We start from the raw sequence: 22,943 nt of genomic DNA on the forward strand, positions 1-22,943 counted from the left end.
CAGATTTAAAAACACCGAAAAAACTTAGTGCTTTACTTTGTTTTCTTCTTCATCAAATGCTCTTTGAGCCTCTTCCAATTTTCTTCTAATATCATCAGAATCAATTGGGATCATTACGTTTTTGGTCGTTATTTTTTCAGCAGGAGTTTGAAGAGGAATATAATTGATCTCTTTTTCTTCATCTTCATCACTTTTCGTTGGTTTCAGCTTTTTCAAAATATCATTTGATTGATTTACTAGACCTTGGGTAAGTGATGATGTCTTAGTTGAAATTTGATTACTTTTGATGATCACATTTTCTCGAAGCTGAACCGTTTTATCCTTTATTGAGCCTGTTTGATGATTGATTGAATTTCGAAGTTCTTTTCCCGATTTCGGAGAAAATAATAGTGCTGCCGCAGCACCGGCCAATCCTCCAATTAATGCTCCAAGCAAAAAATTATTTTGTGATTTCTCTTTTCTAATTTGAGTATTTTCTCTGGATTCAAAATCTCTGCTTGACATAAACATCACTCCCATCCAATATCTATCTTGCTCTTACCCTTTTTCTTTCATCAGTTGGTGCTTCATCACCGGTCTCTTTTTTAGCTTTCCACTTATCTTTTAATTCAAGAATTACATTGCTCCATTGGACAATTTGCGTGATTTTTTCTTTACTTTGCTCTACTTGTCTATCAAAAGAATTTGCCATGTTCTGTAAGGATCCATTAAATTTATTAACCGTTGTTCCCACCTCTTTAACGGCCTCAACCACACTGTTCAAACTCTCCGCTTTCTGTTGGAAATCATCTGCAATTGCATTCGTTTTACGCAAAAGCACCGTCGTTTCTGACGTAACCCCTTGCAGCTGATTTTCTAATCCTGTGAGCGTTTTTGAGACATCTGTAAGCGTTTTTTGAAGGGATTTTAGCATTTTGGACACATATATAACCAGGATTAAAAATGCCACCGCTATCAAAGCAACACTCAAATATAAAATGATTATCATCTTGCACCTCCGTACCTCTATCAATATGTATTACCCAAGACAATAGGGTATAAACCTCGCTAATAATCTTATACTACTTCAATAATTTTGTCTTGTTTTCCTGCCATTTGTTAAAAATAATTACTCTTTTCTTAATATAGTAATTCTTCAACATTCTCATAAGAAATCGGTTACAATAGAAATGTGTGTTACTTAATATAGTTGGAGGCGTTTTACTTGAAAGATCCACGAATTGAGAAGCTGGCTAAAAATCTGATTAACTATTCTGTACAGCTCCAAAAGGGCGAAAAAGTCTTAATTGAAAACTTCGGCCTACAGAGAGAGCTCGTTACGGCACTTGTGAAAGAAGCATATCTTGCCGGGGGATATCCATTTGTTTTATTAAAAGATCAGCAAGTCGATCGTTCGCTTCTTTTAGGTGCTGAGGAAGAGCAATTTGATATGATGGCAGAATTTGAAGCAAATGTGATGAGCAAAATGGATGCATACATAGGATTACGTTCCGGGGATAACATCAATGAACTTGCCGATGTTCCAGATGACAAAATGAAGATTCATGGCAATACTATTGGGAAAAAAGTTCATACTAGCATCCGTGTTCCTAAAACAAAATGGGTTGTTCTTCGTTACCCAACCACTTCAATGGCGCAATTGGCAAAATTGAGCACAGAAGGCTTTGAAAACTTCTATTTTGATGTCTGTAACTTGGATTACGGAAAAATGGATCAAGCCATGAACAGCCTTGAGCAACTTATGAATAGAACGGACAAAGTCCGGATTACTGGTCCTGGTACGGATCTTACTTTCTCCATTAAAGATATTCCGGCAATTAAATGCGCAGGAAGATTAAATATTCCTGATGGCGAGGTTTATACCGCTCCTGTTCGTGATTCGGTTAACGGTGTTGTTACTTACAATACTCCATCACCATACCAGGGCTTTACATTTGAAAATGTGAAACTTACCTTTAGGGATGGAAAAATTGTCGAAGCTGAGGCAAATGACTCTGCACGCATTAATAAAATCTTCGATACGGATGAGGGAGCTCGTTATATTGGAGAATTTGCGATTGGAGTAAATCCATTTATTTTAAACCCAATGCAGGACATTCTCTTCGATGAGAAAATAGCCGGCAGCTTTCACTTCACTCCAGGACAATGTTATGATGATGCCTTTAACGGAAACCATTCCAATATCCATTGGGATATGGTAAATATACAGCGCCCAGAGTACGGCGGCGGTGAAATCTATTTCGATGATGTACTCATTCGCAAGGATGGATTATTTGTCATTCCGGAATTAGAAGGCTTGAACCCAGAAAATCTTAAATAAGTAAGAAAAGGATGCCGGCGTCGGCATCCTTTTTCTATGATAATTGCTTTTCATATGAGTCCTGGAACTTTTGAATGTCTCCCGCACCCATAAAAATTATCACACTGTCGTCATATTGTTGAAGAACTGATGTATGATCTTCTGATAAAATTTCTGCTCCGGCAATTTTATCCTGTAAATCCTTAATGGAAAGCTTTCCATGATTTTCACGAGCCGAGCCAAAAATTTCACATAAAAACGATTTATCCGCTTTACGCAAGCTTTCTGCAAAATCTTCTAAAAAGGCTTGTGTCCTTGTAAAAGTATGGGGCTGAAAAACTGCGATAATATTTTTATCCGGATATTTCTGCTTAGCCGCATCAATCGTTGCTTTAATTTCAGTCGGATGATGGGCATAGTCATCAATCAGGATTTGGGAGCCGATTCTTTTTTCAGAGAATCTTCTCTTTACACCTCGGAACGACGTTAATTGCTCCTTCACTACTGCAGTATCTATTTCCTCATAATGGCATAGAGCGATAACTGCAAGTGAATTTAACACGCTATGATCTCCAAATGTTGGTATGGTAAAACTATCATAGAACGTATTGCGGATAAATACATCAAAGCTTGTTCCTTCTGTTGTTTTTACAATGTTTTTAGCCTGATAATCGTTTTCATCGCCAAAGCCGTAAAATAATACTGGTACCTTTGCTTGGATTTTTTGAAGCTGCTCATCATCACCATAAGCAAAAATGCCCTTCTTTACTTGCAGGGCCATTTCTTGAAATGCTGAAAAAACATCATCAATATTGGCAAAATAATCAGGATGGTCAAAATCAATATTCGTCATGATGGCATAGTCAGGAAAGTAAGACAGAAAATGTCTTCTATATTCACAGGCTTCGAAAACAAAATATTCAGCGCCCTTTTGGCCTTTTCCAGTACCATCGCCAATTAAAAAGGATGTAGGTTTTGCCCCTTCCATAACATGGGCTAATAAACCCGTCGTGGACGTTTTCCCATGTGCACCTGTTATCGCTACACTGGTGAAATTTTGCATAAAATCACCTAAAAAACGATGGTAGCGAACAATCGGAAGCCCAAGCTTCATAGCCTCTTGTATTTCTTCATGGGTATCTGGAAAAGCATTTCCCGCAATAATGGTCATTCCCGGCTTAATATTTTCTTTTTGAAAGGGAAGGATCTTTATTCCTGATTGCTCAAGGGCAAGTTGAGTAAAAAAGCGCTTCTCGACATCGGAGCCTTGCACACTAAAATTCATATCATGCAGAACCTGAGCCAGCGCACTCATTCCAGACCCCTTTATACCTACAAAATGGTAAATAGTCATATAAAGAACCTCCAACAACGTCTATCTGTAAAACAGTATATGACATCTCGCAATAATTGCTATTAGAAAAGCGGAAGCGCCTTGTCCAGGGGCGACAAGCAAAAGACGAGCCGGCGGGAAGGTTGTTCTTTAACCTTCTTGACGGATTGGCTTTTGACCTCGAGCCCCTAGGCGCTGCAGCTAGACAATAATATTAGAATCACATTAGATAATTATAACACTGTCCAAACATAAAAACTAACCCAATTTTTTTCACTTGTATTTCATAGATTTTTTTCGCAGACATCTGGAAAACAAATGTTAAAAAACCATACTGGCATCCAGTAATGATTCTAATTCGGTTTCTGTAATGAGCACTTCACGTGGCTTACTGCCGTTTGCTCCGGAAATAAAACCGTTAGATTCAAGCATATCCATTAATCTGGCCGCCCGATTATAACCAATTTTAAAGCGGCGCTGCAGGCTTGAAGTCGATGCTCCTCCCTGGCTGATAATAAACTCACAGGCTTCATAAAAAAGTTCATCCTCTTCTTCAGTAATTTGAGCCTTCTTTAAAAGTTCATCCTGCTCAAATAAATATTGCGGCTCCTGTTGTTCTCTTACATGCTCGACAACCAGATCAATTTCTTCATCTGACACAAACGTTCCCTGGAGACGTACCGGTTTTGATGAACCGTTCTCCAAGAAGAGCATATCGCCACGACCAAGTAACTTCTCAGCCCCGCTAATATCAATAATTGTTCGTGAGTCAATTTGCGATGAAACGGAAAAGGCAATCCGTGTCGGAATATTCGCTTTAATCAAGCCGGTTATAACATCGACAGAAGGTCTTTGCGTTGCGACAATCAAATGAATGCCACAGGCTCTGGCTTTTTGGGCAATTCTGCAGATTGCTTCCTCTACATCTGCCGGCGACATCATCATTAAATCCGCCAATTCATCTATAATGATCACTATAAACGGAAGCTTATCAGAATATCGCTTATGCTTTATTGCTACTTCATTAAAGCGGTTAATATCCCTGACACCTGTATGAGCAAAAAGCTCATAGCGTCTCTCCATTTCATCCACAGCCCATTTTAATGAAGCTGTTGCCGCCTTTACATCCGTAATGACGGGGCTTACAAGATGTGGAATCCTATTATACGGTGCAAGCTCCACCACTTTTGGATCAATCAATAAAAGGCGTAAATCCTCAGGACTTGCTTTATATAATAGGCTGACAAGAATTGAGTTAATACATACGCTTTTTCCTGAACCTGTGGCCCCGGCAATCAAGCCATGGGGCATTTTCTTTAAATCTGTCACAATGGGCTTGCCGGAAATATCAAGACCCAATACAGCTGTTAACGGGGAAAGCGATTCTTTAAAAACTTCACTTTGAATAATTTCATTGATTAACACTGGACGGGATTTTTGGTTTGGAACCTCAATCCCAATGGTATGCTTTCCAGGAATAGGTGCCTCAATCCGAATATCTCTTGCAGCTAGACTAAGCTTTATATCATCACTTAAGTTTGTTATCTTGTTAACCTTTACCCCTGGCTCAGGCTGCACTTCAAAACGCGTTACAGAAGGACCTTGGGTCACATTTACCACCTTAGCCCCAACATTAAAGTTTTTTAATGTTTGATTGAGCAATTCCTCTTGCAATTGGATCCATTCAGTATCTATTCCTTCCGAAATCGGCGGATTTAAAAGCTCTGCCACTGGGAACTCGTAATCTCCATTATAGGAAGGAATCTCCCGTTCTTCTTTATGCACTTCCTCTACAGGCGAAAGTTGTTGTGGCATTTCCACCTGTTTCATTTCCACCTGTTTCATTTCCACCTGTTTCATTTCCACAGGTTTACTAGCAGACTGTTCTACTTTTCTATTTCTTTTTTTCTCTTCCCATTTAAGCTTATCCTGCTTTAACATCATGACATTAAAAGGCAGATGAGATCTCTTGGACCGGGATTCTTCCATTACAAGTTCTTGGGCCGGTTCATCTAAGACAGGCGGTGCTTCTGGTTCTTCAGGTGTATGTAAGACAGGCGTTGCTTCTGATTCCTCTGGTGTATGTAAGGCAGGTGTATCCACTTGAGGAACAGGAAGAATCTCGACTTTTTCCTCTTGAGGAGGCTCCTCAATCACATTCTGGTTAGACTCATGGTTGACCAAATTTATCATGATTGGAATTGACTCAGCCTTAACCTCCTTTTCATCTTTCGAAAAGACCGGTTCTTCCTTTTCATTATAAAAATGACTAAGCTCATGCTCAATTAATTCCGGCTTATTCTTCTTTGGCCGTTCGAATCCAAAAATAGGGGAAGGAATATCTGTTGGATGAAACGGGCTGCTCTTTACTTTCGGCTGTTCTCTTCTGGTTATTGCCATTTCAGTTTTAATCGATGGTTCTTCTGTTTGTTCCGGCTTTTTTCGATTTATATGTGTTTCAGTTCTTCTATAGTTGTAGGGTTCTTTTACAGGTTTTTGGTTTGGTGTTGGTGTTGATTTTGGTTTTGGTGTTAATTTTGGGTTTGATTTTTCTTCTGTCTTTACAGGGAGGCGAAAGGCAGTCTTTGGATATTGGTACGAGATTCGAGCTTCAATATCCCTTGCATATTCAAAATTTCTAATGACCGTCTGTTTTTCTCTAGTTTCACTATGTATGTCAGACTCAATCCATTCGTCTTCATCATCATTTTTAAGCCTTTGTAAAAGGTTTTGGATCCAACTCAAAACTATCACTCTTTCTACTTTCATCTATGATTCTATTTTAGCAGTATTTGATTACATATCGACATAAATTCTCAAAATCAGTCGAAATATAATAGAATTTGAAAATACAAATGAAAAAAGACCACTAAAAGATGTGATCCCTTCTCATCCTTATTACCTGTTTTTCCCTAAAATAAATATTGGCTCTAATTCACCCTCTTCATACAAAAATGACAATGCCGTAATTGGGACACGTCCATTTGCAAAGAAGCTCATCGCCATTTGGGCTAATATATCATAGCCGGTATTATTTCGGATATCGGCAATAATCAGGACATCCTGATGAGGAATGGCTAACACCATTGTTCCCACCATTTTTTTCTGCATGTCATTTAAAAAGCCTTTATTTAAAATACGGCTTGCGTCGTAACCATCATTGGTGTTTAGAAAATAAAAAACGTTTCCAGCAACGATATCCTCTTTTAATGGAGTAGGAAGTGACCTTGCATTAAAGAGGGCAATTTCCTTTATCCGGCTGGGATCCCAGCTTTCTTGTTCAATTAAACGGGAATCGATTAATCGGAAAGCTTTTCCCATATCCACGGCATAGTAAATCTTGGTTTCCGCCGTATGTTCATCTATTAATAATGGAACTCCCTCTTCTGCTTCAGCTGGAAAAGAAGCGGAACGAATAACAGGGAAGATGTTTTTCTCAAGGTCCGTTAACTGGATGGTGTTCTCCATGGCACGCAAGCCCTCTTCGACATAGTATACTACTTCATCGATGGCTTTTTCTTTTTCTACATGCCATTTGGCTACAATTCCCCCTAAGGAAATTGTAATCCCCTTGCCGCTCGTATAACTTTCGATCCTTAGTTCATCTTTTTTACGGTCAAAGGTAATCTGTCTATCGCCCGACGATAAGCGCAACTCCAGTTCTTTTTTCATTTTGTTACTATCCATTTTCATCTCTATCCCTCCAGGAAAAAGGATGCGGTATTTATTTTAACATGAAAAACCTCCGCCTCAAAAGGAGATGGAGGTTTTTTGCTGCATTTTTATAGGCTGGAAATGAAGCCTTCAATTTCTTCCTGTGTTTTTCGATCTTTGCTGACAAAACGCCCCAGCTCTTTTCCATTTTCAAAACCGATAAAGCTTGGAATGCCATAAACATCTAATTGCTGACATAATTCGATAAATTCATCTCGGTCCACATGAAGAAAAGTATATTCTTTAAACTTTTCTTCAATTTCAGGAAGTACCGGCTCAATGACTCGGCAATCCGGACACCAGCCTGCAGAAAACATAAAAATGGTTTTTCCATTATCGCGAAGTTGTTCAAATTGTTCCATTGATTCTAGATGCTTCAAATTCAACGCCCCCGAAAATAATTGTAGTTTGTTACATCCATCATATCAATCCAAATATTTGTTAGTCCAAATATTTGCCTTGAATAGATTGCCCATTTTGAATCATTTTATAGTTATATTGTCCAATTAACAGCTTCATGAGATGGGTAAACATGTCATCTCGATTAATTAATCCGTCCGTAAAAATACCGATTGCCCCTTCATGCTTCCGTACATTTTTCTTTTTGGCATAGTCATCCATAACCGGGCCAAGCTCTTCACCCGCTCTTAATCGGACGGCCACTTCCTCGGGAAGAAGGAGTCTGGCACCACCAGCTATAATTGGTTCCATTCTGTTAACGGCAAGAGCCCCCCAGTTACAAATCATTAAGCCTTGTTCAGATTCCTGCACTCCACCTTCAAGGCCAATACCGATATCCCCATTTCCTTGCTGTAAAGCACCTACAGCACGATTAATCGCCCCTTGTATTGTTTCTTTATCCGAAAACGGCTGTGCACTTACCCCTGAGGGAATATCCAAGGAAATGAACTCAGCGTTTGTTTGAGCAAAAGCATTTTTAACTGCCGTAATTTTAGCAGGATTCTTTGTGCCAATAATAATTTTCATATTTTAAACCTCTTTTTTTAAAAGCTCCATTTAATGATTATCAATTTTTATCGTGTTCGAGGACACTTGGACTTTAATTTTTACCCGAAGTGTCCTCGAGTTCTTTCTTCGAGGACACTTTGGCTTTAATTTTTACTCGAAGTGTCTTCGAGCGCCTTGTTCAAGGACACTTTGGCTCATATTTTTACCCAAAGTGTCCTCGAGCGCCTTGTTCAAGGACACTTTGGCTCATATTTTTACTCGAAGTGTCTTCGAGCGCCTTGTTCAAGGACACATTTGGCTCAAATTTTCACCCGAAGTGTCCTCGAGCGTCTTGTTCAAGGACACTTCGATTTTAATTTTTACCCAAAGTGTCCTCGAGCTCTTTCTTCATGGACACTTAGGGGTTTTTTTCCAAAATACATTTTTCCCCAAAAAAGAAGACATGTTTCCATGCCCCCCTTTTCAAATCAGCTGTTTGCTTTAATTGTATCCACTGTTGTTTGGTCACAAGCCTTAACCAGTTTAACTAATAATTCTTTGGCAGCGGCGTAATCATCAACGTGCACGATGGAAGCATGCGTATGAATATACCTTGAACAAATACCGATTACCGCACTTGGCACACCTTCATTCGAAAGATGTACTCTTCCAGCATCTGTACCGCCTTGGGAAACAAAATATTGATATGGAATCTGATGGGTTTCTGCCATATCAAGAACAAACTCGCGCATTCCCCGGTGTGTTACCATCGATTTGTCGAGGATCCGTAATAGTGTTCCTTTTCCTAATTGGCCAAATTCATTTTTATCACCTGTCATATCATTTGCCGGACTGGCATCCAGGGCAAAAAAGATATCCGGGTTAATCATCGATGCTGCCGTTTGTGCCCCGCGGAGGCCGACCTCTTCTTGGACAGTCGCCCCGGAATAAAGAATATTTGGCAGTGTGTCTTCCTTAAGCTCTTGAAGTAATTCAATCGCAAGTCCACAGCCATAGCGATTATCCCAGGCTTTTGCTAAAACCTTTTTTTCATTGGCCATTGGAGTAAACGGACAAATTGGCAGGATAGCCTGGCCGGGCTTCACACCAATTCTTTCAGCATCCGCTTTATCATCTGCACCAATGTCAATAAGCATATTTTTGATGTCCATTGGTTTGTTTCGCTTTGACTCATCAAGTAAATGGGGAGGAATCGATCCGACTACCCCGATGACGGGGCCGCTTTTGGTCATAATTTGTACTCGCTGTGCTAAAAGAACCTGACTCCACCAGCCACCGAGGGTCTGGAAACGGATCATTCCATTATCTGTAATAGACGTGACCATAAAACCGACCTCATCCATATGACCAGCCACCATCACTGTTGGACCTTGTCCCGTTCCTTTTTTCACACCAAAAACACTTCCCAAATTATCCTGAACGATTTCATCTGTGTATTGGGCTAATTGTTCTTTCATGAATTTTCTTACTAAATGTTCATTGCCGGGGGCTCCGGGCAGCTCTGTTAAGGTTTGGAAAAGCTTTAATGTTTGTTCGTTCATGTTCAGGCTCCTTCAATTCATATTTATGTATAGGGTTTATTTTACAGAAACATCAAAGCGCTGACCAATATTTCAAATCAGAATGGTAATATTATGTTCTTATCTTCTAATACGATATACTAATAGCAAGATAAAACTTAGGGGAGGTGCCCGTTATGAATTGGAAATCTTTCTTTCTTGGTGTTGTCTTTGGTGCAATTGGCGGTATTGCAGCAAAAGAAATCATTTCTCAAAAGGCAACGCTCTCAGCTGATAAAGTATTAGAGAATGTGAAAAAAAAGTTTAAACAAAGTGGTCCTTTAAGCGGATCATGGATACATATGGAAGCTGAGCCATACGAAAAACATCAGGTTCAATTTCGTGTTTATAAGGGCGGTATTTCAAAAAATAACCATGGAAAAACGGAACAGTACGAATTTATTGCTGATGCCGCAACGGGAACCTTAATTGACATCCGTTCTTTATCAAATGATCTCTAAAAAGAAGCCGTTAACGGCTTCTTTTTAGACTTTCTGCGATTTGCCCATCCGGTCCCCACTTTACCGCCCGATAAAATGCATCATGATAAAACGTAAACCAGGAATTTTTTTCTATTCCATATGGCATCCATTTTTCTTTAGCTGTGATTGAGTCCATTGGATAGTCATCGTAAGCCATTACCCACAATACATGTTGGTGGGCATGTGTTGCCATGAGATCTGCCATGTGAACAGCTATTTCTCCGCCATCTTCAATCATAATGATGGAATGACCATTACTGTGACCGCCTGTATGAATCATCGTGATTGGTCCCATATTCCACTTTTCCGAAAAAGGGATTACTTGTGATTCTATTGCCTGCCAATTTTCTTTCCAGTATGTATTTTTTGAACGAATATTTGGGTTTCTCATTTCGTCCCATTCTACTTGGGAGGTAATGATTTTGGCATTCGGGAAAGTAGAAACATATTCGCCATCTAAAAGTGTTGTCAAACCGCAGGCATGATCAAAATGGAGATGGGTCATTAAAACATAATCAATCATTTCCGGATTTATTCCTAATTTGCCTAGTGAATCTTCCAGTTCGGATTCCATTGTTACCCCAAAATTTCGTAATTGTTTTTCCGTTAACTTGCCCTTGCCTATTCCGGATTCAACTAAAATATTCATTCCATCGACTTGAATTAAGATTGGATCAGTGGGACATTCAATTTGGTTTTTATCATTAGGCGGGTATTTTTTTGCCCAAAGCATTTTCGGCACAACACCAAACATCGCTCCACCATCTAAGTTCGTAACCCCGCCAGATAACCATGTTAATGAAACCTTTCCAATTTTTAATGTATCCATTTCTCACTCCTCCTCATCTATTATTTTAGCATTGTCTGATAATTAGGAAAAACAAAAAAGACAGCTCTTATAAAGAACTGTCCACTGGTTCATTTTGATATTTTACTTCACAGCGATAAATACGATTCCCTTTTTCGGAAAATTTCTGTTCATATTCTGTCATGATATTTCCTTCAAATTCACTCTTATGAAGATCAAGACTCAAAAATTTCAATAAAAGACCGTATGCAGAAAAACTCATTAAGGAATACTCAAATAATCCTTGATTATCTGTCTTAAAATGAATTTCGCCGCCATCCACTAAAATATTTTCATAAAGCTTTAAAAAGTCTTTATAGGTTAAACGTCTTTTTTCATGACGAACTTTTGGCCATGGATCGGAAAAATTCAGGTAGACTCTGTCTACGTCATTTTTTTCGAAGTACTTTCCTAAATCATTTGCATTTACTTTTAAAAGCTTTAAATTGGGCAAATCGGCTTCAATTAACCGATCCAATGCATCCACGATTACACTATCGTATAATTCAATTCCCATATAGTTAATGCTTGGATTCGCTTTGGCCATTTCTGTAATAAAACGGCCTCTTCCAGTTCCCACTTCAATATGAAGCGGTTGTCTATTTTCAAAGGCTTCATGCCATTTGCCTTTATGCAATTCCGGATTGGGGACAATAAATTGTGGATATTGTTCTATTTTCTCCTTAGCCCATGGTTTATGTCTAAGTCTCATACATACACTCCTAAAAATAATTTCGTTCAAACGATAACATGGTGCTTGTCTTCTTTCAAGTTAATCTTATTGGAAAATAAGGAAACGGTGTATAAACAAAAAAAGAATTCACAACCTAACTGTGAATTCTTTTTATTTTTCACTTGAAAGGGTGTTCCTTTATGCCATTAAGTCATCAAGACCAAGTTACCTTACTTAAAGATATATTAACCAACCATCAAACGGATTGCTGCGGTTCTGTTTCAGAATGTGAACAATTGGAACGGTTAGTGAAATCCCTCATGGTCAATGGACAAGTTGATCAAAACGTAAAAAACATTTTACAGGAAGTTTATCAATACAGCCAGCACGGAGCAGGGACAGCGGATTTAAATCAGCATATCCTTTCTAATCAGGAAAACCTTTCTGAATGGGTCAGCAATATTGATCAATTTTCTTAATCAAAGAATTTCATTTAAAAACTTTACCCATTTATCCATTTCCTCCAGCCGATTCTTATCTTTATGCCATTGGATGGAGGATAACGTTTGAAGGGCGACATACCATTTCATTCTGAGCCTGAGACGATCCGTTAGTTTTTTTCCGTACATACCTAACCATTGATCCCAGTTTTCCTCGGGAATATACCAATAAAGTAGTAGCCCCAAATCAATTGCCGGGTCTGCAATACTTGCACCGTCCCAATCAATTAAATACAACTGGTTGTCTTCGGCAAGCAGCCAGTTGTTATGGTTGACATCTCCATGGCATACGACCTTTTCCTCAGAGTAAACATTCGTAACTTCTTTCTTAAGAAAATTCAAAGTCTTTTGTACCACATGCAAGCTGAGGACTTCCCGATCTAATAGATCAACGACTGATTGAAAGATCGTTTCAGGCGATACGGCTGTTTTTTCTAATCGGCTTAACATGCCAAGCATTGGCTCTGACCGATGAATTTTCTTTAACAGCTTGGCAACCTGCTCCATATTCATTTCAGCTGGTTTAAGCTCTCGACCGGAAAGCCATTGCTGTGCTGATATGACATCCCCGTTTTCCAATCGTTTTGTCCAAACAAGCTTAGGGACAATACCTTCTGCTGATAAGACGGCAAGAAAGGGCGAGGAATTGCGCTTGAGAAAAAGCTTTTGATCTTCATATTGTGCATAAAAGGCCTCTCCAGTTGCGCCTCCAGCAGGGACAACTTCCCACTCTTGTCCAAGTAAATGTTCCAAAATTGTTCACCTTCAATTTATGCCTTCTAATGGGGTTTCAAGTCCATTTCATTCTGCTTATGTTTTCTATGCTGCTAAGAAGGTATAGCAATAACATTTTTTCTTCAACAGCTTGGATTCAAAAAAATAAAAAAAAGCTATTGATATCATTCCACACAATAGCTATCCTAATAAATTTTATCTCCAATAGGCTTTTTTCGTCAAGTACATCTGGAGAAACTATTTTTTTGCCAAAATATTGAGGCAGACAGATTCTACCATAATCTCTTTTTTAGCTTTTTGATTTTTTCCAGTAGTTCCCATGTGATCAGCAAGAATCCACCAATCACCTTCAGGCAGCGGAATCCTCTGTTTGATTGGCAGCGGATTAATCAACAACAAAACTTCGCGAAAATCGCTGCCTTGATTTTGATATGAAAAACCTATAAGTGGAGGAGTTAATGGTAAAAGCCCCATTTTACTGCGAATCTCGGCTGCAGACCTCAATCGGAAACAAGTAAATGACTTCCGAATCTGTATTAAACCCTTAATATAATTTACGTTATCCTTATATTCAACCATTTGATCCCAATCAAGTTGATTAATGGAGTCTGGTGAACGATAACTATTTCCGTCTCCCCGTTTTGAGCGGAAGAATTCCTGACCACTATGCAGGAATGGTACACCTTGTGCCAAGATCACAAGACTTGTAGCAAGAAGGTGGTATTTTCTACGAAGGGCATCATCATGATCACGATAACACGAGACCAGTTTATCCCACATGGTGTGATTATCATGACATTCCACATAGTTTACAGATTGAAAGGGTTCATTAAAAAGCCCATTTTCTTTCTTTTGGAAACCGATACTACCGGCAAGAACCTCGCATGCTGCATGATAATAATGATCATTTCCAAAAGCATATCCTCGGTCAAAGATATTAAAGGTATTCCCTTTAATCGTATCCCTGAAGCGATCATTAAATTGGGCGATATAAGGAATTTTTGCCTGGTTCCGAATAATCGCTTTTTTTTCGATTGGAAGTGGTGTGTTCAAGTTCCAGCCTTCACCAATCAGCAGTGTATTTTCTGCAATACGATCACATGCGGCCTTCACCTCAACCATGGTATCCACATCCAAGATCCCCATTAAATCAAAGCGAAAACCATCAATATGGTAAAATTCCATCCAAAAGCGAATCGAGTCTATGATAAATTTTCGAACCATTTTTCTCTCAGAGGCAATATCATTTCCAACTCCAGTTCCGTTTGACGGCAAACCATACTCATTATGTCGAAAATAATATCCTGGGACTATTTTTTCAAAAGAAGAGGTTTCACGTTTATATACATGGTTATAAACTACATCCATAATGACACGAATACCAATACTATGAACTTGATCAATTAATTGTTTAAGTTCATAAATCCGTGAATAGGGATCCGTTGGGTCTGTGGCGTAGCTGCCATCAGGTGCATTAAAATGAATAGGGTTATATCCCCAGTTATACTCTTTTAGCCTATCTAATTCATTAACTCCAGCAAAATCATGAAAAGGAAGGAATTCGATATGGGTAATCCCTAAATTCTGTAAATACGATAGACCGGTTTGTTCGCCTTCTTTCCCTTTTGTATTCAGTTCTCCTGAACCAAGGTATAAACCTTTATGGGATGCCCCACTATTTGGGTGAATGGTAAAATCTCTGATATGGGTTTCATAGATAATCGCATCAACGGGATTTACGAACTTTGGCAAGGAAGGCTTCGGTGTTCGCAATTTATCAAGCTTTATGACTACCCCTAATTCGCCATTAACTGATAAAGCGTTTGCATATGGATCGACCGCTTCCCGCCAATCCTGATTAATCAAAATGAGAAAGCTATAATGAAAGTATTCTAAATCACGATTTAAGCTGACTGACCATACCCCTTTATCCTCCCGTTTCATTTTTACGATTTCCGAAAATGTATTGTTAGGCGGCCGCAATTTCAATTTCACTTGGAGGGCCGTAGGCGCCCAAAGCTTAAATTGTGTTTGCCCTTCCTCACAAATCACCCCCAGGTCATTCCCTTGATAATAAAATTTTTCATCAAATGCCTCTGTTCGGATTACGGCTCCCATTTGGAGGTCTGTTTTGTCTCCATGCTCATTGATAATGTAATAGGATTCTTCAAAACTGATTTCATCAGCCAGCAAACATGTATATTTACAATTGTTTTCTATTTGGATTTTCTTAACAATTTCCAATGATTGTTTTTGATGATCGCTTGATAAGGTAAATGATGATGACAAACCTTGATGATATGAAAGGGGCAGAAGAATCGTAATGATAGTCATCTCATCCAAATAGGCAAAGAATTTCCGATCATTCGAAATCATACGAATCCCTCTCTTTCAAATCAACTTCTTCCTCTGAATATGTTCTCTTTATTACTTTTATAGCATATGGCTGAAGCTTAATCGTAAGCGGGGTATACCCGACATGTTCTCCATCTGCATGCACGAATAAGGAAGCGGATGATTGAATGGAAATATCTTTCCCTTTGAAGGTCTCTACCTCCTTGAAATGGATATGTTTCCCTGAGAAAACGCTGATAAAAACCATTAATAGCTTTAACTTTGATAAATTGTGTACAACAGTAATATCAAGAAGTCCATCGTCAGTTTCGGCAGAAGGGGCTATTTTCATTCCGCCGCCATAGTATGGCTGGTTCGAAACCGTAACAAACCATGTATGTTCAAATATATGCGAATGCCCATCAATTGATAAATCAATTGTTGTGGTTTTATAAGTAAAAAGCTTTTTTAAAAGAAAATAGACGTAAACTAATCTTCCAAGCGAAAGTTTATTCAATAATACTTTCACTCTCGATTGATTGACTTCATAGGAAATCAATGCATCAAAGCCAGCTCCCATATTATTAATAAAATAATGATCGGGTTGGTCTTGTAAGAGGATTTGTCCGATATCTATGAAAGATGCATCCTTTTTCAGCAAGCGGATCATCACCTTAAGTGCTTCTTCCGGGTCAGAGGGAATATTGAACCCTCTTGAAAAATCATTTCCGGAACCACCTGGGATAAATCCGAGCGAAATATGCTTCAAATGGATTATTCCGTTCATTACCTCATGTACAGTTCCATCACCGCCAACGGCGATAATGGTCGATTGCTCAAGAGTTTTTTTGCCAATTTGATTGGCCAAAACCTTGGCATGTCCAGGGTATTCTGTAAAAAATGCTAAATAAGAAAGCTGTTTACTCTTTAAAACAGCTTCGATTTTTCTCCAGATGGTCATACAATTTCCGTTTCCGGCCTTTGGATTGATAATAAAATAGAGCTTTTTCAATATAATCAACCTTTTTATTGGATTAAAGGAAACACTGCTTTCGCTTCATATTTAGGAGTATTTTGTAGATGGGTTTGATATAAAACGATCTCCTTCGCTTCAAATACAAGCGGCTCTGGCTGCAGCTCTTCCCAAATATGGAGCAAGTCTTCATGGAATGGTTCATTTCCGACCCATTTTCTAGCGATCGTGATATGCGGCCGAAATGGTCTTGTTTCAAGCTGAAAACCAGCTTCGACACAGGCTGAATACACTTTACTTCTTACCAATTGCAGCTCCTTGCTTTCCAGTGTATCCGCCCATAAAATACGGGGAGATTTCCGATCCCCAAAAATTCCTAATTGATTGATTTTTAATGGGAAGGAATTTGAATCGAATAGAGCTTTCTTAACCCTTCCTTTCGCGTCCTCGAGTTTTTCCAAGGGGGCAAAACCAAGAAATGCCAAGGTAATATGTAAATCTTCAAAATGTACCCAGCGCCCAAAGGGAAGTAAATTTTTCAATTTGACACAATGTTCCTTCATGATGATCTTTGGCCCTTCAGAAATACGGACGGCAAAGAAAAAATGAGTTTGAGGTTCCATGAAATGAATCATTCCTTTTCTCAATTTTAGACTATTTCCGATGAATTGTATCTATTGGCAATTGGACAATTATCCGATATTTTTTACTTCAGCAAAAAAATTATTTATGATTAAAGGGACAAAGAAAATATTGAGGAACCTTGAAAGGATGACTACCATGAAAGTTGTGAACAATATAGCTGAATTAATCGGTGAGACTCCGCTTGTAAGGCTAAATCGCTTAGCTCCAAAAAATGGCGCTAATGTTTACTTAAAGCTTGAATTTTATAATCCTAGCCGAAGTGTGAAAGACCGGGCTGCATTAAATATGATACTTGAAGCAGAAAAAGCAGGAAAACTCACAAAGGATTCTACCATTATTGAGCCAACGAGTGGAAACACTGGGATTGGGATTGCGATGAATGCAGCCGCAAGAGGCTACAAATCAATTATCGTGATGCCCGATACAATGACACAAGAGCGTATCAATATTTTAAAGGCTTATGGTGCGAAAGTTGTTTTAACACCAGGGGATGAAAAAATGCCAGGGGCCATAAAAAAGGCGCAGGAGCTGGCGAATGAAATCCCAAATAGCTTTATACCGATGCAGTTTGAAAACAAAGCAAACCCTGATGCCCACCGTCATACAACCGCCCTTGAAATTATTGAAGCCATGAAACAGATTGACAAACCTCTCACTGCTTTTGTTGCAACGGCCGGAACAGGCGGGACGATTACTGGTACAGGAGAATCATTAAAAGAGCATTATCCAAATTTAATCGTGCACGTTGTCGAACCAAAGGGCTCCCCGGTATTATCTGGCGGAAAACCCGGAAAGCACAAGCTTGTTGGGACAAGTCCCGGTTTTATCCCTGCCATATTAAATCAACATGTATACGATGAAATTCAGCAGATTTCCGATGAAGATGCTTATGATGTTACTCGCAGGTTATCTAGTGAGGAAGGAATTCTGGTTGGTCCATCATCCGGAGCAGCTTGCTTTGCGGCCTTGGAATTAGCAAAGAGTCTTTCACCGGATGATGTAGTGGTTTGTATCGCCTGTGATACCGGAGAAAGATATCTATCAAGCGATCTTTTCCAGTTTTAATATTCTAAAAAACACGTGCCGAAACGAGCACGTGTTTTCTTAATTAAATTGGGCCGCATTGTTTTTCGATTTCATTTAAGAACAATTCTTGGAGCCTTCTGGTGATGGGGCCAGGAGCACCACTCCCCACTTTTTTACCGTCGATTTCAATAATCGGCATAACTTCTGCTGTTGTACTTGAAAGAAAAACTTCCTCTGCTCCATCGAGTTCATCAAGTGAAAAGGTCCGCTCCACTAAACGAAGATTATTTTCGGATATCAACTGTAGGATGACATCCTTTGTTATCCCTTTTAATATCAGATTATTTGACTCATGGGTCAAAACGGCTCCATTTTTCACGATAAATATATTCGACGAGCTTCCTTCAGTCACATCATTTCCCCGATGCATAATGACTTCAAAGCATCCTTTTTCAGCAGCTTTTTGTTTTGCAAGAATATTTCCAAGCAAATTTAAGCTTTTGATGTCACAGCGGAGCCAGCGAATATCCTCTGTTAAAATTGTTTTTACGCCATTTTGCAGTGCGTTCAATGGACGTTCTATTTCACTGGTATACGCAACAAGAGTAGGAGTAACATTGCCTGCTGGAAAGGCATGATTTCTTGGTGCGATTCCCCGTGTCATTTGCATATAAACAATTCCCAGCTTTAGATTGTTTTTTTCAATTAAACAATTCAGCATTTCTGTGATCTCTTCTGCACTGAATGGAATAGTCATTCCCATGCTTTGGGCACTTTTTTCGAAGCGCCTTAAATGCTCTTTTACAGTAAACATTTTACCATTATAAACCCGGATTACTTCATAAATGCCATCCCCAAATTGATAACCGCGGTCTTCGACATCTATCTTCGCTTCATTCCGCGAGATTATTTCCCCGTTTAAAAGAGCAAATTCCATCTCCGAATTCTCCTTTGTTTTTTATTCTGCTTTAGCCAGTTCATAAATGGCCTGTGCATAAATGGCGGTAGCTTTCAATAAGTCCTCGATAAACATATATTCATCCTTTTGGTGGGCAATATCCGGTCTGCCGGGGAATAATGGCCCAAATGCAACGCCGGCTTTAAGAGATCGAGCATATGTCCCGCCGCCAATTGCAATCAATTCTGCTTTTTCTCCAGTCTGCTCTTCATAAACCTTTTTCAAGGTTTGAATCAGAAACTCCTGTTCATCTACATGATGGGGTTTGGAATCTGAAAAATTTTCGATGGCAAAACCTTCTGTTACCAACAAGTCATCCAACTTCTGTTTCGTTTCCTCCATCTTATTGGTTACAGGATAACGACATGTCATTCCAATTTTCCCGCCGATTACTTTTTCAAAAGAAAACTTACCGACATTAATCGTTAACTCGCCTGAGATTTCATCTGCATATGCCACCCCAAGGTTTACCGCTCTTGAGTCATCAAAGAAATAACGAGAAATGAATTGGAAAAAATGTTGGGCACCAGCGTCAAGATTTAACTTAGAAAGAAACTCCGCTAAAAATAAGCCTGCATTTTTTCCATTACGCGGCTCCATCCCATGTGCAGAAACACCCTTGACCTCTAAAATCAACTTCCCATCTTCAACATTATGGTTACTCTCAACTTCATGTTGATTCATAAACTCTGTAAATCTTTGAATTAGTTCTGATTGATTTTCATTTGAGAGGAGACATGCCCTGGCATAATCAGGGACCATGTTATATCGAAGTCCGGAAGCAAAGCTCATTACTTCAACAGCTCCCTTTGTTTCACCCTTGCCAACTGTTTTTTGAACCATATCAAAGTCTGATATTCCTTTTTCCGCATTAATGATTGGAAAATCTGCATCAGGTGCGAAGCCCAGTGTCGGCATTTCTTCATGTTGAAAATAATGCTCCACACAGCGCCAATTACTTTCTTCGTCCGTACCAATAATCATCCTGACCCGCTTTTTTAATGGCATGCCCAGCTCCTTAACAATCTTCATCGCATAATAGGCTGCCATCGTCGGCCCTTTATCATCGAGGGCGCCGCGTGCATAAAGTTTTCCATTGCGAATTTCTGCACCGTATGGGTCGCTTGTCCATCCATCACCCTCAGGTACAACATCAACATGGCAAAGAATCCCTACTAATTCTTTCCCTTCACCAAATTCAAGATGACCCGCTAAATTTCCAACATTTTTAGGAATGAATCCATCCCGTTCCCCTAGATGGAGCATAAAGTCGAGCGCTTCTTTCACACCTTTGCCGAGGGGAGCATCGGGCGTTTTATTTTCTTCGTCTAATATACTTTTTATATGTAATAATCCTTGTGCATCCTTAATTAGGTCGCCTTTTCTTTTCTCCACTTCATTAAGCCAATCTATCAATTTTGGTGGTCCTCCCTATCTCAAAATATTTTTGATGACAATATCATTATGGCAAATATCTTATCAATTTTCTTTAAAAAAGCGCAATTTAATTTTGGATTTTATATTGGTTCTAAAAATTTACTAAAAATTCTAATAATTAATCATATTTAAAGCTTGTTTCCCCATAAGTTAAATTAAGAGAAGTTGAAGGGAGGAGGAAAACCTAGAAGAATAGCGGGCTAAACATTAATATTTTGTAAAATTTAGCCTAATGGTGGAAATTTTCAGAAATTGTGGGTACAATAATGGTAGATGTATGACATCTAATGATCCCACTGCAATCATCCAAGAAAAGGAGATGTCTGCGGAAAAGAAAACTACATATTCTTGAAGATGATTCTTCAAAGAGGCTGTCGGTAGCAGGATATTGCCATAGGTTTGAAAAAAGGATAGGGAGTGGTTCTTTGAAACCTTCAACTAACCGGATGTTAAACCGAATCAAATGTATCTACATGTTTATCCGTAATAACGGCACAGTCACAACGCAAGAACTTGTAGAGGAATTTGGTATCACTCCTCGCACCATACAACGAGATTTAAATGTCTTAGCCTACAATGACTTGGTAATAAGTCCAAGCCGCGGAAAATGGACCATTACAGAAAAGAAAGTTAAAATGACGTCATAATATAAAAGATCGTTAACATTTAGAATTCATTCGATAAACAGAAAAAGCACGCGCCCTGCGTGCTTTTTCTGTTTTTAGTGCCGCCCGTTTAAATTATCGAAACCAGTTATGGCTTTAAACTCCTGATTGCTTATTATTCCCAGCATTTTAAAAAGACAGGAATACTTAATTATTTTTCTTTGGATTCTCGGTGTTGTCCCCATTTCGATCAGCCTCCAATTTTACTATATAGTATTCATTCTCAATAAAAAGTTGCCTTTGACCAAAAAAAATTCCTTTGGGGAATTTTTGAACAAACTATACAAAGCTATTAATTTTTCATAGGTTGACAGGAATTAAAATTTTGTTATATTAATATAGAATACTTTAACACTTAAAAGCGTTTAAGCGAAAAAGAAAAAGGCAGGAGCACTATGAAAAACACTCAACAAGATTTAAAAAAGGGATTGCTGCCAAGGCATGTCCAATTTATTGCATTAGCTGGGATGATAGGGACAGGAATTTTTAAAGGGAGCTCTGATACTCTGAACTTAGCAGGCCCTGGTGTCGTCATTACTTATTTAATTGGGGGCTTATTGTTATTTATCGTTATGGCTGCATTAGGTGAGCTTGCTCTTGAATTTCCGGGTTTGAATGTACAACATTTGGTAAACAAAGCCTTTGGCTCCCAAATATCCTTTATCATCGGCTGGCTATATTGGATCAATTGGATTCTTGTCACCATTGTTGAATTATTAGCTGGAGGAAGCTTCCTGCAATATTGGTTCACTTCCACACCACTATGGTTATTAAGCTTACTATGTGCTGTAATCATCATTGGAATCAATTTATTTCAGGTAAAGTATTATGGCGAATTGGAGTTTTGGTTCGCAGGCATTAAGATTTTAGCTTTAACCGCTTTTATTATTCTTGGTCTATTCATTTTAGTGGGTGTGATACCAAGCTCGGTCCACGATCCCATTGCAAACTATACGAAACATGGCGGTTTTTTCCCACATGGTTTCAAGGGAATGATGAGCGCATTTTTGGTTGTCATGTTTTCCTATGGCGGTGCAGAATTAATTGGCGTTGCGGTAACAGAGACAAAAGACTCCGGACGAGTATTACCAAAAATCATTAAAGGCGCTGTATGGCGTGTTATCATCTTTTACTTGTTTCCTATTCTGATTATTTGTGGAATGATGCCTTGGAACAAGGTTTCAGGCGCGGACAGTCCGTTCGTTCAGGTGTTTGGTATCACTGGATTACCCGGCGCTGCGCATATAATGAATTTTGTCCTTTTAACAGCCGTCCTATCAGCTGCCAACTCAGGCATTTATGCCACATCTAGGACGCTTTATTCCATGGCACAAAGCGGGGTTGCCCCTAAAGGCTTTTTAATAGTTACGAAAACGGGGATTCCTCTGAAAGGAATTTTGGTTACTAGTCTCTGTATATTAGCTGGAGTATTTTTAGCCTATATAACTCCTGAACAGATTATTGGTTATCTCATGACCATCCCTGGTTTTACTGTAATGTTAATCTGGATTGCCATTTGCGGGGCACAATTAAAGCTGCGAGCTCAATACAAAACCAGACCAATTTTTCAGGTGAAATGGTATCCGTACACAACTATTTTTGCCATCTTCCTATTAAGCATCATCTTTTTAGCTTTTCTTTTAAATCGAAACAACCTGATTGGCACAACTGTTTGCCTTGTAATCTTAAGCTTCTTAATATTCATTTCATTTATTGTAAAAAAGAAGCCCAAAAAAATTAAATAAAAAAAAGTGATACCCATTCATCAAACAATGTAATGTGGTATCACTTTTT

The 22,943-nt window shown here is 38.9% G+C and carries 22 protein-coding genes; 6 read left to right on the plus strand and 16 right to left on the minus strand.

What is annotated here, in order from left to right; translation table 11 throughout:
* Positions 1–24: 24 nt before the first annotated feature.
* Both ACZ5XR_RS21795 and ACZ5XR_RS21800 read right to left on the minus strand, forming a co-directional pair.
* On the minus strand, positions 25–504 hold the full coding sequence (locus ACZ5XR_RS21795) for a YtxH domain-containing protein (protein WP_464498574.1): 480 nt from the start codon (positions 502–504) through the stop codon (positions 25–27).
* Between the two features lie 22 nt (positions 505–526).
* Positions 527–988, minus strand: coding sequence for a DUF948 domain-containing protein (locus ACZ5XR_RS21800; RefSeq protein WP_464498576.1), 462 nt, complete (start codon positions 986–988; stop codon positions 527–529).
* Positions 989–1,204: 216 nt separating this feature from the next.
* Here ACZ5XR_RS21800 and ACZ5XR_RS21805 point away from each other — a divergent pair, with 216 nt between their 5' ends.
* The gene (locus ACZ5XR_RS21805) at positions 1,205–2,320 is read left to right on the plus strand and encodes an aminopeptidase (RefSeq protein WP_464498577.1); all 1,116 of its coding nucleotides are present in this window, start codon (positions 1,205–1,207) and stop codon (positions 2,318–2,320) included.
* Positions 2,321–2,354: 34 nt separating this feature from the next.
* On the opposite strand, the gene murC is transcribed toward ACZ5XR_RS21805, so the two are convergent.
* The 6 genes from murC to ACZ5XR_RS21835 form a co-directional block, all read right to left on the minus strand.
* Positions 2,355–3,653: a UDP-N-acetylmuramate--L-alanine ligase gene (gene murC, locus ACZ5XR_RS21810; RefSeq protein ID WP_464498578.1), complete on the minus strand. Its 1,299-nt coding sequence runs from the start codon at positions 3,651–3,653 to the stop codon at positions 2,355–2,357.
* A gap of 300 nt (positions 3,654–3,953) precedes the next feature.
* On the minus strand, positions 3,954–6,377 hold the full coding sequence (locus ACZ5XR_RS21815) for a DNA translocase FtsK (protein WP_464498580.1): 2,424 nt from the start codon (positions 6,375–6,377) through the stop codon (positions 3,954–3,956).
* A gap of 153 nt (positions 6,378–6,530) precedes the next feature.
* Positions 6,531–7,319 (minus strand): DUF1444 domain-containing protein, encoded by a 789-nt coding sequence (locus ACZ5XR_RS21820; RefSeq protein WP_464502402.1) that lies wholly within the window; start codon positions 7,317–7,319, stop codon positions 6,531–6,533.
* Between the two features lie 95 nt (positions 7,320–7,414).
* The gene (locus ACZ5XR_RS21825) at positions 7,415–7,726 is read right to left on the minus strand and encodes a thioredoxin family protein (protein ID WP_464498581.1); all 312 of its coding nucleotides are present in this window, start codon (positions 7,724–7,726) and stop codon (positions 7,415–7,417) included.
* Between the two features lie 61 nt (positions 7,727–7,787).
* Positions 7,788–8,333, minus strand: coding sequence for a DUF84 family protein (locus ACZ5XR_RS21830; RefSeq protein WP_464498582.1), 546 nt, complete (start codon positions 8,331–8,333; stop codon positions 7,788–7,790).
* A 449-nt stretch (positions 8,334–8,782) separates the two neighbouring features.
* Entirely contained in the window at positions 8,783–9,856 is a 1,074-nt protein-coding gene (locus ACZ5XR_RS21835) for a M42 family metallopeptidase (protein WP_464498583.1), read from the minus strand.
* A gap of 155 nt (positions 9,857–10,011) precedes the next feature.
* On the opposite strand from ACZ5XR_RS21835, the gene ACZ5XR_RS21840 reads away from it, so the two are divergent.
* Positions 10,012–10,335: a PepSY domain-containing protein gene (locus tag ACZ5XR_RS21840; protein ID WP_464498585.1), complete on the plus strand. Its 324-nt coding sequence runs from the start codon at positions 10,012–10,014 to the stop codon at positions 10,333–10,335.
* Positions 10,336–10,345: 10 nt separating this feature from the next.
* Here ACZ5XR_RS21840 and ACZ5XR_RS21845 read toward each other — a convergent pair whose 3' ends face one another.
* Both ACZ5XR_RS21845 and trmB read right to left on the minus strand, forming a co-directional pair.
* Positions 10,346–11,185: a YtnP family quorum-quenching lactonase gene (locus ACZ5XR_RS21845; protein ID WP_464498586.1), complete on the minus strand. Its 840-nt coding sequence runs from the start codon at positions 11,183–11,185 to the stop codon at positions 10,346–10,348.
* A 67-nt stretch (positions 11,186–11,252) separates the two neighbouring features.
* The gene (gene trmB, locus ACZ5XR_RS21850; protein ID WP_464498587.1) at positions 11,253–11,915 is read right to left on the minus strand and encodes a tRNA (guanosine(46)-N7)-methyltransferase TrmB; all 663 of its coding nucleotides are present in this window, start codon (positions 11,913–11,915) and stop codon (positions 11,253–11,255) included.
* A gap of 161 nt (positions 11,916–12,076) precedes the next feature.
* Between trmB and ACZ5XR_RS21855 the strand changes: the two genes are divergently transcribed.
* The gene (locus ACZ5XR_RS21855) at positions 12,077–12,355 is read left to right on the plus strand and encodes a YtzH-like family protein (RefSeq protein ID WP_464498588.1); all 279 of its coding nucleotides are present in this window, start codon (positions 12,077–12,079) and stop codon (positions 12,353–12,355) included.
* Here the strand turns inward: ACZ5XR_RS21855 and ACZ5XR_RS21860 are convergent, their stop codons facing one another.
* The 4 genes from ACZ5XR_RS21860 to thpR form a co-directional block, all read right to left on the minus strand.
* Positions 12,356–13,129, minus strand: a complete 774-nt coding sequence (locus tag ACZ5XR_RS21860) for a phosphotransferase (protein ID WP_464498589.1) — start codon at positions 13,127–13,129, stop codon at positions 12,356–12,358.
* Positions 13,130–13,348: 219 nt separating this feature from the next.
* Positions 13,349–15,487, minus strand: coding sequence for a type I pullulanase (gene pulA / locus ACZ5XR_RS21865; protein WP_464498590.1), 2,139 nt, complete (start codon positions 15,485–15,487; stop codon positions 13,349–13,351).
* Positions 15,474–16,457, minus strand: coding sequence for a diacylglycerol/lipid kinase family protein (locus ACZ5XR_RS21870; protein ID WP_464498591.1), 984 nt, complete (start codon positions 16,455–16,457; stop codon positions 15,474–15,476). Before ACZ5XR_RS21870 ends, pulA begins: the two co-directional genes overlap by 14 nt.
* Before the next feature lie 14 nt (positions 16,458–16,471).
* The gene (thpR, locus tag ACZ5XR_RS21875; protein WP_464498592.1) at positions 16,472–17,041 is read right to left on the minus strand and encodes an RNA 2',3'-cyclic phosphodiesterase; all 570 of its coding nucleotides are present in this window, start codon (positions 17,039–17,041) and stop codon (positions 16,472–16,474) included.
* Positions 17,042–17,198: 157 nt separating this feature from the next.
* On the opposite strand from thpR, the gene cysK reads away from it, so the two are divergent.
* The gene (gene cysK, locus ACZ5XR_RS21880) at positions 17,199–18,128 is read left to right on the plus strand and encodes a cysteine synthase A (RefSeq protein ID WP_464498593.1); all 930 of its coding nucleotides are present in this window, start codon (positions 17,199–17,201) and stop codon (positions 18,126–18,128) included.
* Positions 18,129–18,171: 43 nt separating this feature from the next.
* On the opposite strand, the gene dat is transcribed toward cysK, so the two are convergent.
* Both dat and pepV read right to left on the minus strand, forming a co-directional pair.
* A complete protein-coding gene (gene dat / locus ACZ5XR_RS21885) occupies positions 18,172–19,026 on the minus strand; it encodes a D-amino-acid transaminase (RefSeq protein WP_464498594.1) in 855 nt (284 codons plus the stop codon).
* Positions 19,027–19,047: 21 nt separating this feature from the next.
* Positions 19,048–20,460 carry a dipeptidase PepV gene (pepV, locus tag ACZ5XR_RS21890; protein WP_464502403.1) on the minus strand — a complete coding sequence of 471 codons (1,413 nt, stop codon included), beginning with the start codon at positions 20,458–20,460 and terminating at the stop codon, positions 19,048–19,050.
* 449 nt (positions 20,461–20,909) lie between these two features.
* Here pepV and ACZ5XR_RS21895 point away from each other — a divergent pair, with 449 nt between their 5' ends.
* Both ACZ5XR_RS21895 and ACZ5XR_RS21900 read left to right on the plus strand, forming a co-directional pair.
* Positions 20,910–21,131, plus strand: coding sequence for a DeoR family transcriptional regulator (locus ACZ5XR_RS21895; RefSeq protein WP_464498596.1), 222 nt, complete (start codon positions 20,910–20,912; stop codon positions 21,129–21,131).
* 413 nt (positions 21,132–21,544) lie between these two features.
* Positions 21,545–22,894, plus strand: coding sequence for an amino acid permease (locus ACZ5XR_RS21900; protein ID WP_464498597.1), 1,350 nt, complete (start codon positions 21,545–21,547; stop codon positions 22,892–22,894).
* Positions 22,895–22,943: the final 49 nt, after the last annotated feature.

This window comes from Neobacillus sp. Fa239 (assembly GCF_055395235.1).

Bases quoted from the DNA above. Each gene is read 5' to 3' on its own strand.
- ACZ5XR_RS21795 (WP_464498574.1), bottom strand. From the start codon at position 504: ATGTCAAGCAGAGATTTTGAATCCAGAGAAAATACTCAAATTAGAAAA.
- ACZ5XR_RS21800 (WP_464498576.1), bottom strand. From the start codon at position 988: ATGATAATCATTTTATATTTGAGTGTTGCTTTGATAGCGGTGGCATTT.
- murC (WP_464498578.1), bottom strand. From the start codon at position 3,653: ATGACTATTTACCATTTTGTAGGTATAAAGGGGTCTGGAATGAGTGCG.
- ACZ5XR_RS21820 (WP_464502402.1), bottom strand. From the start codon at position 7,319: ATGGATAGTAACAAAATGAAAAAAGAACTGGAGTTGCGCTTATCGTCG.
- ACZ5XR_RS21830 (WP_464498582.1), bottom strand. From the start codon at position 8,333: ATGAAAATTATTATTGGCACAAAGAATCCTGCTAAAATTACGGCAGTT.
- ACZ5XR_RS21835 (WP_464498583.1), bottom strand. From the start codon at position 9,856: ATGAACGAACAAACATTAAAGCTTTTCCAAACCTTAACAGAGCTGCCC.
- ACZ5XR_RS21840 (WP_464498585.1), top strand. From the start codon at position 10,012: ATGAATTGGAAATCTTTCTTTCTTGGTGTTGTCTTTGGTGCAATTGGC.
- ACZ5XR_RS21845 (WP_464498586.1), bottom strand. From the start codon at position 11,185: ATGGATACATTAAAAATTGGAAAGGTTTCATTAACATGGTTATCTGGC.
- trmB (WP_464498587.1), bottom strand. From the start codon at position 11,915: ATGAGACTTAGACATAAACCATGGGCTAAGGAGAAAATAGAACAATAT.
- ACZ5XR_RS21855 (WP_464498588.1), top strand. From the start codon at position 12,077: ATGCCATTAAGTCATCAAGACCAAGTTACCTTACTTAAAGATATATTA.
- pulA (WP_464498590.1), bottom strand. From the start codon at position 15,487: ATGATTTCGAATGATCGGAAATTCTTTGCCTATTTGGATGAGATGACT.
- thpR (WP_464498592.1), bottom strand. From the start codon at position 17,041: ATGGAACCTCAAACTCATTTTTTCTTTGCCGTCCGTATTTCTGAAGGG.
- cysK (WP_464498593.1), top strand. From the start codon at position 17,199: ATGAAAGTTGTGAACAATATAGCTGAATTAATCGGTGAGACTCCGCTT.
- dat (WP_464498594.1), bottom strand. From the start codon at position 19,026: ATGGAATTTGCTCTTTTAAACGGGGAAATAATCTCGCGGAATGAAGCG.
- ACZ5XR_RS21900 (WP_464498597.1), top strand. From the start codon at position 21,545: ATGAAAAACACTCAACAAGATTTAAAAAAGGGATTGCTGCCAAGGCAT.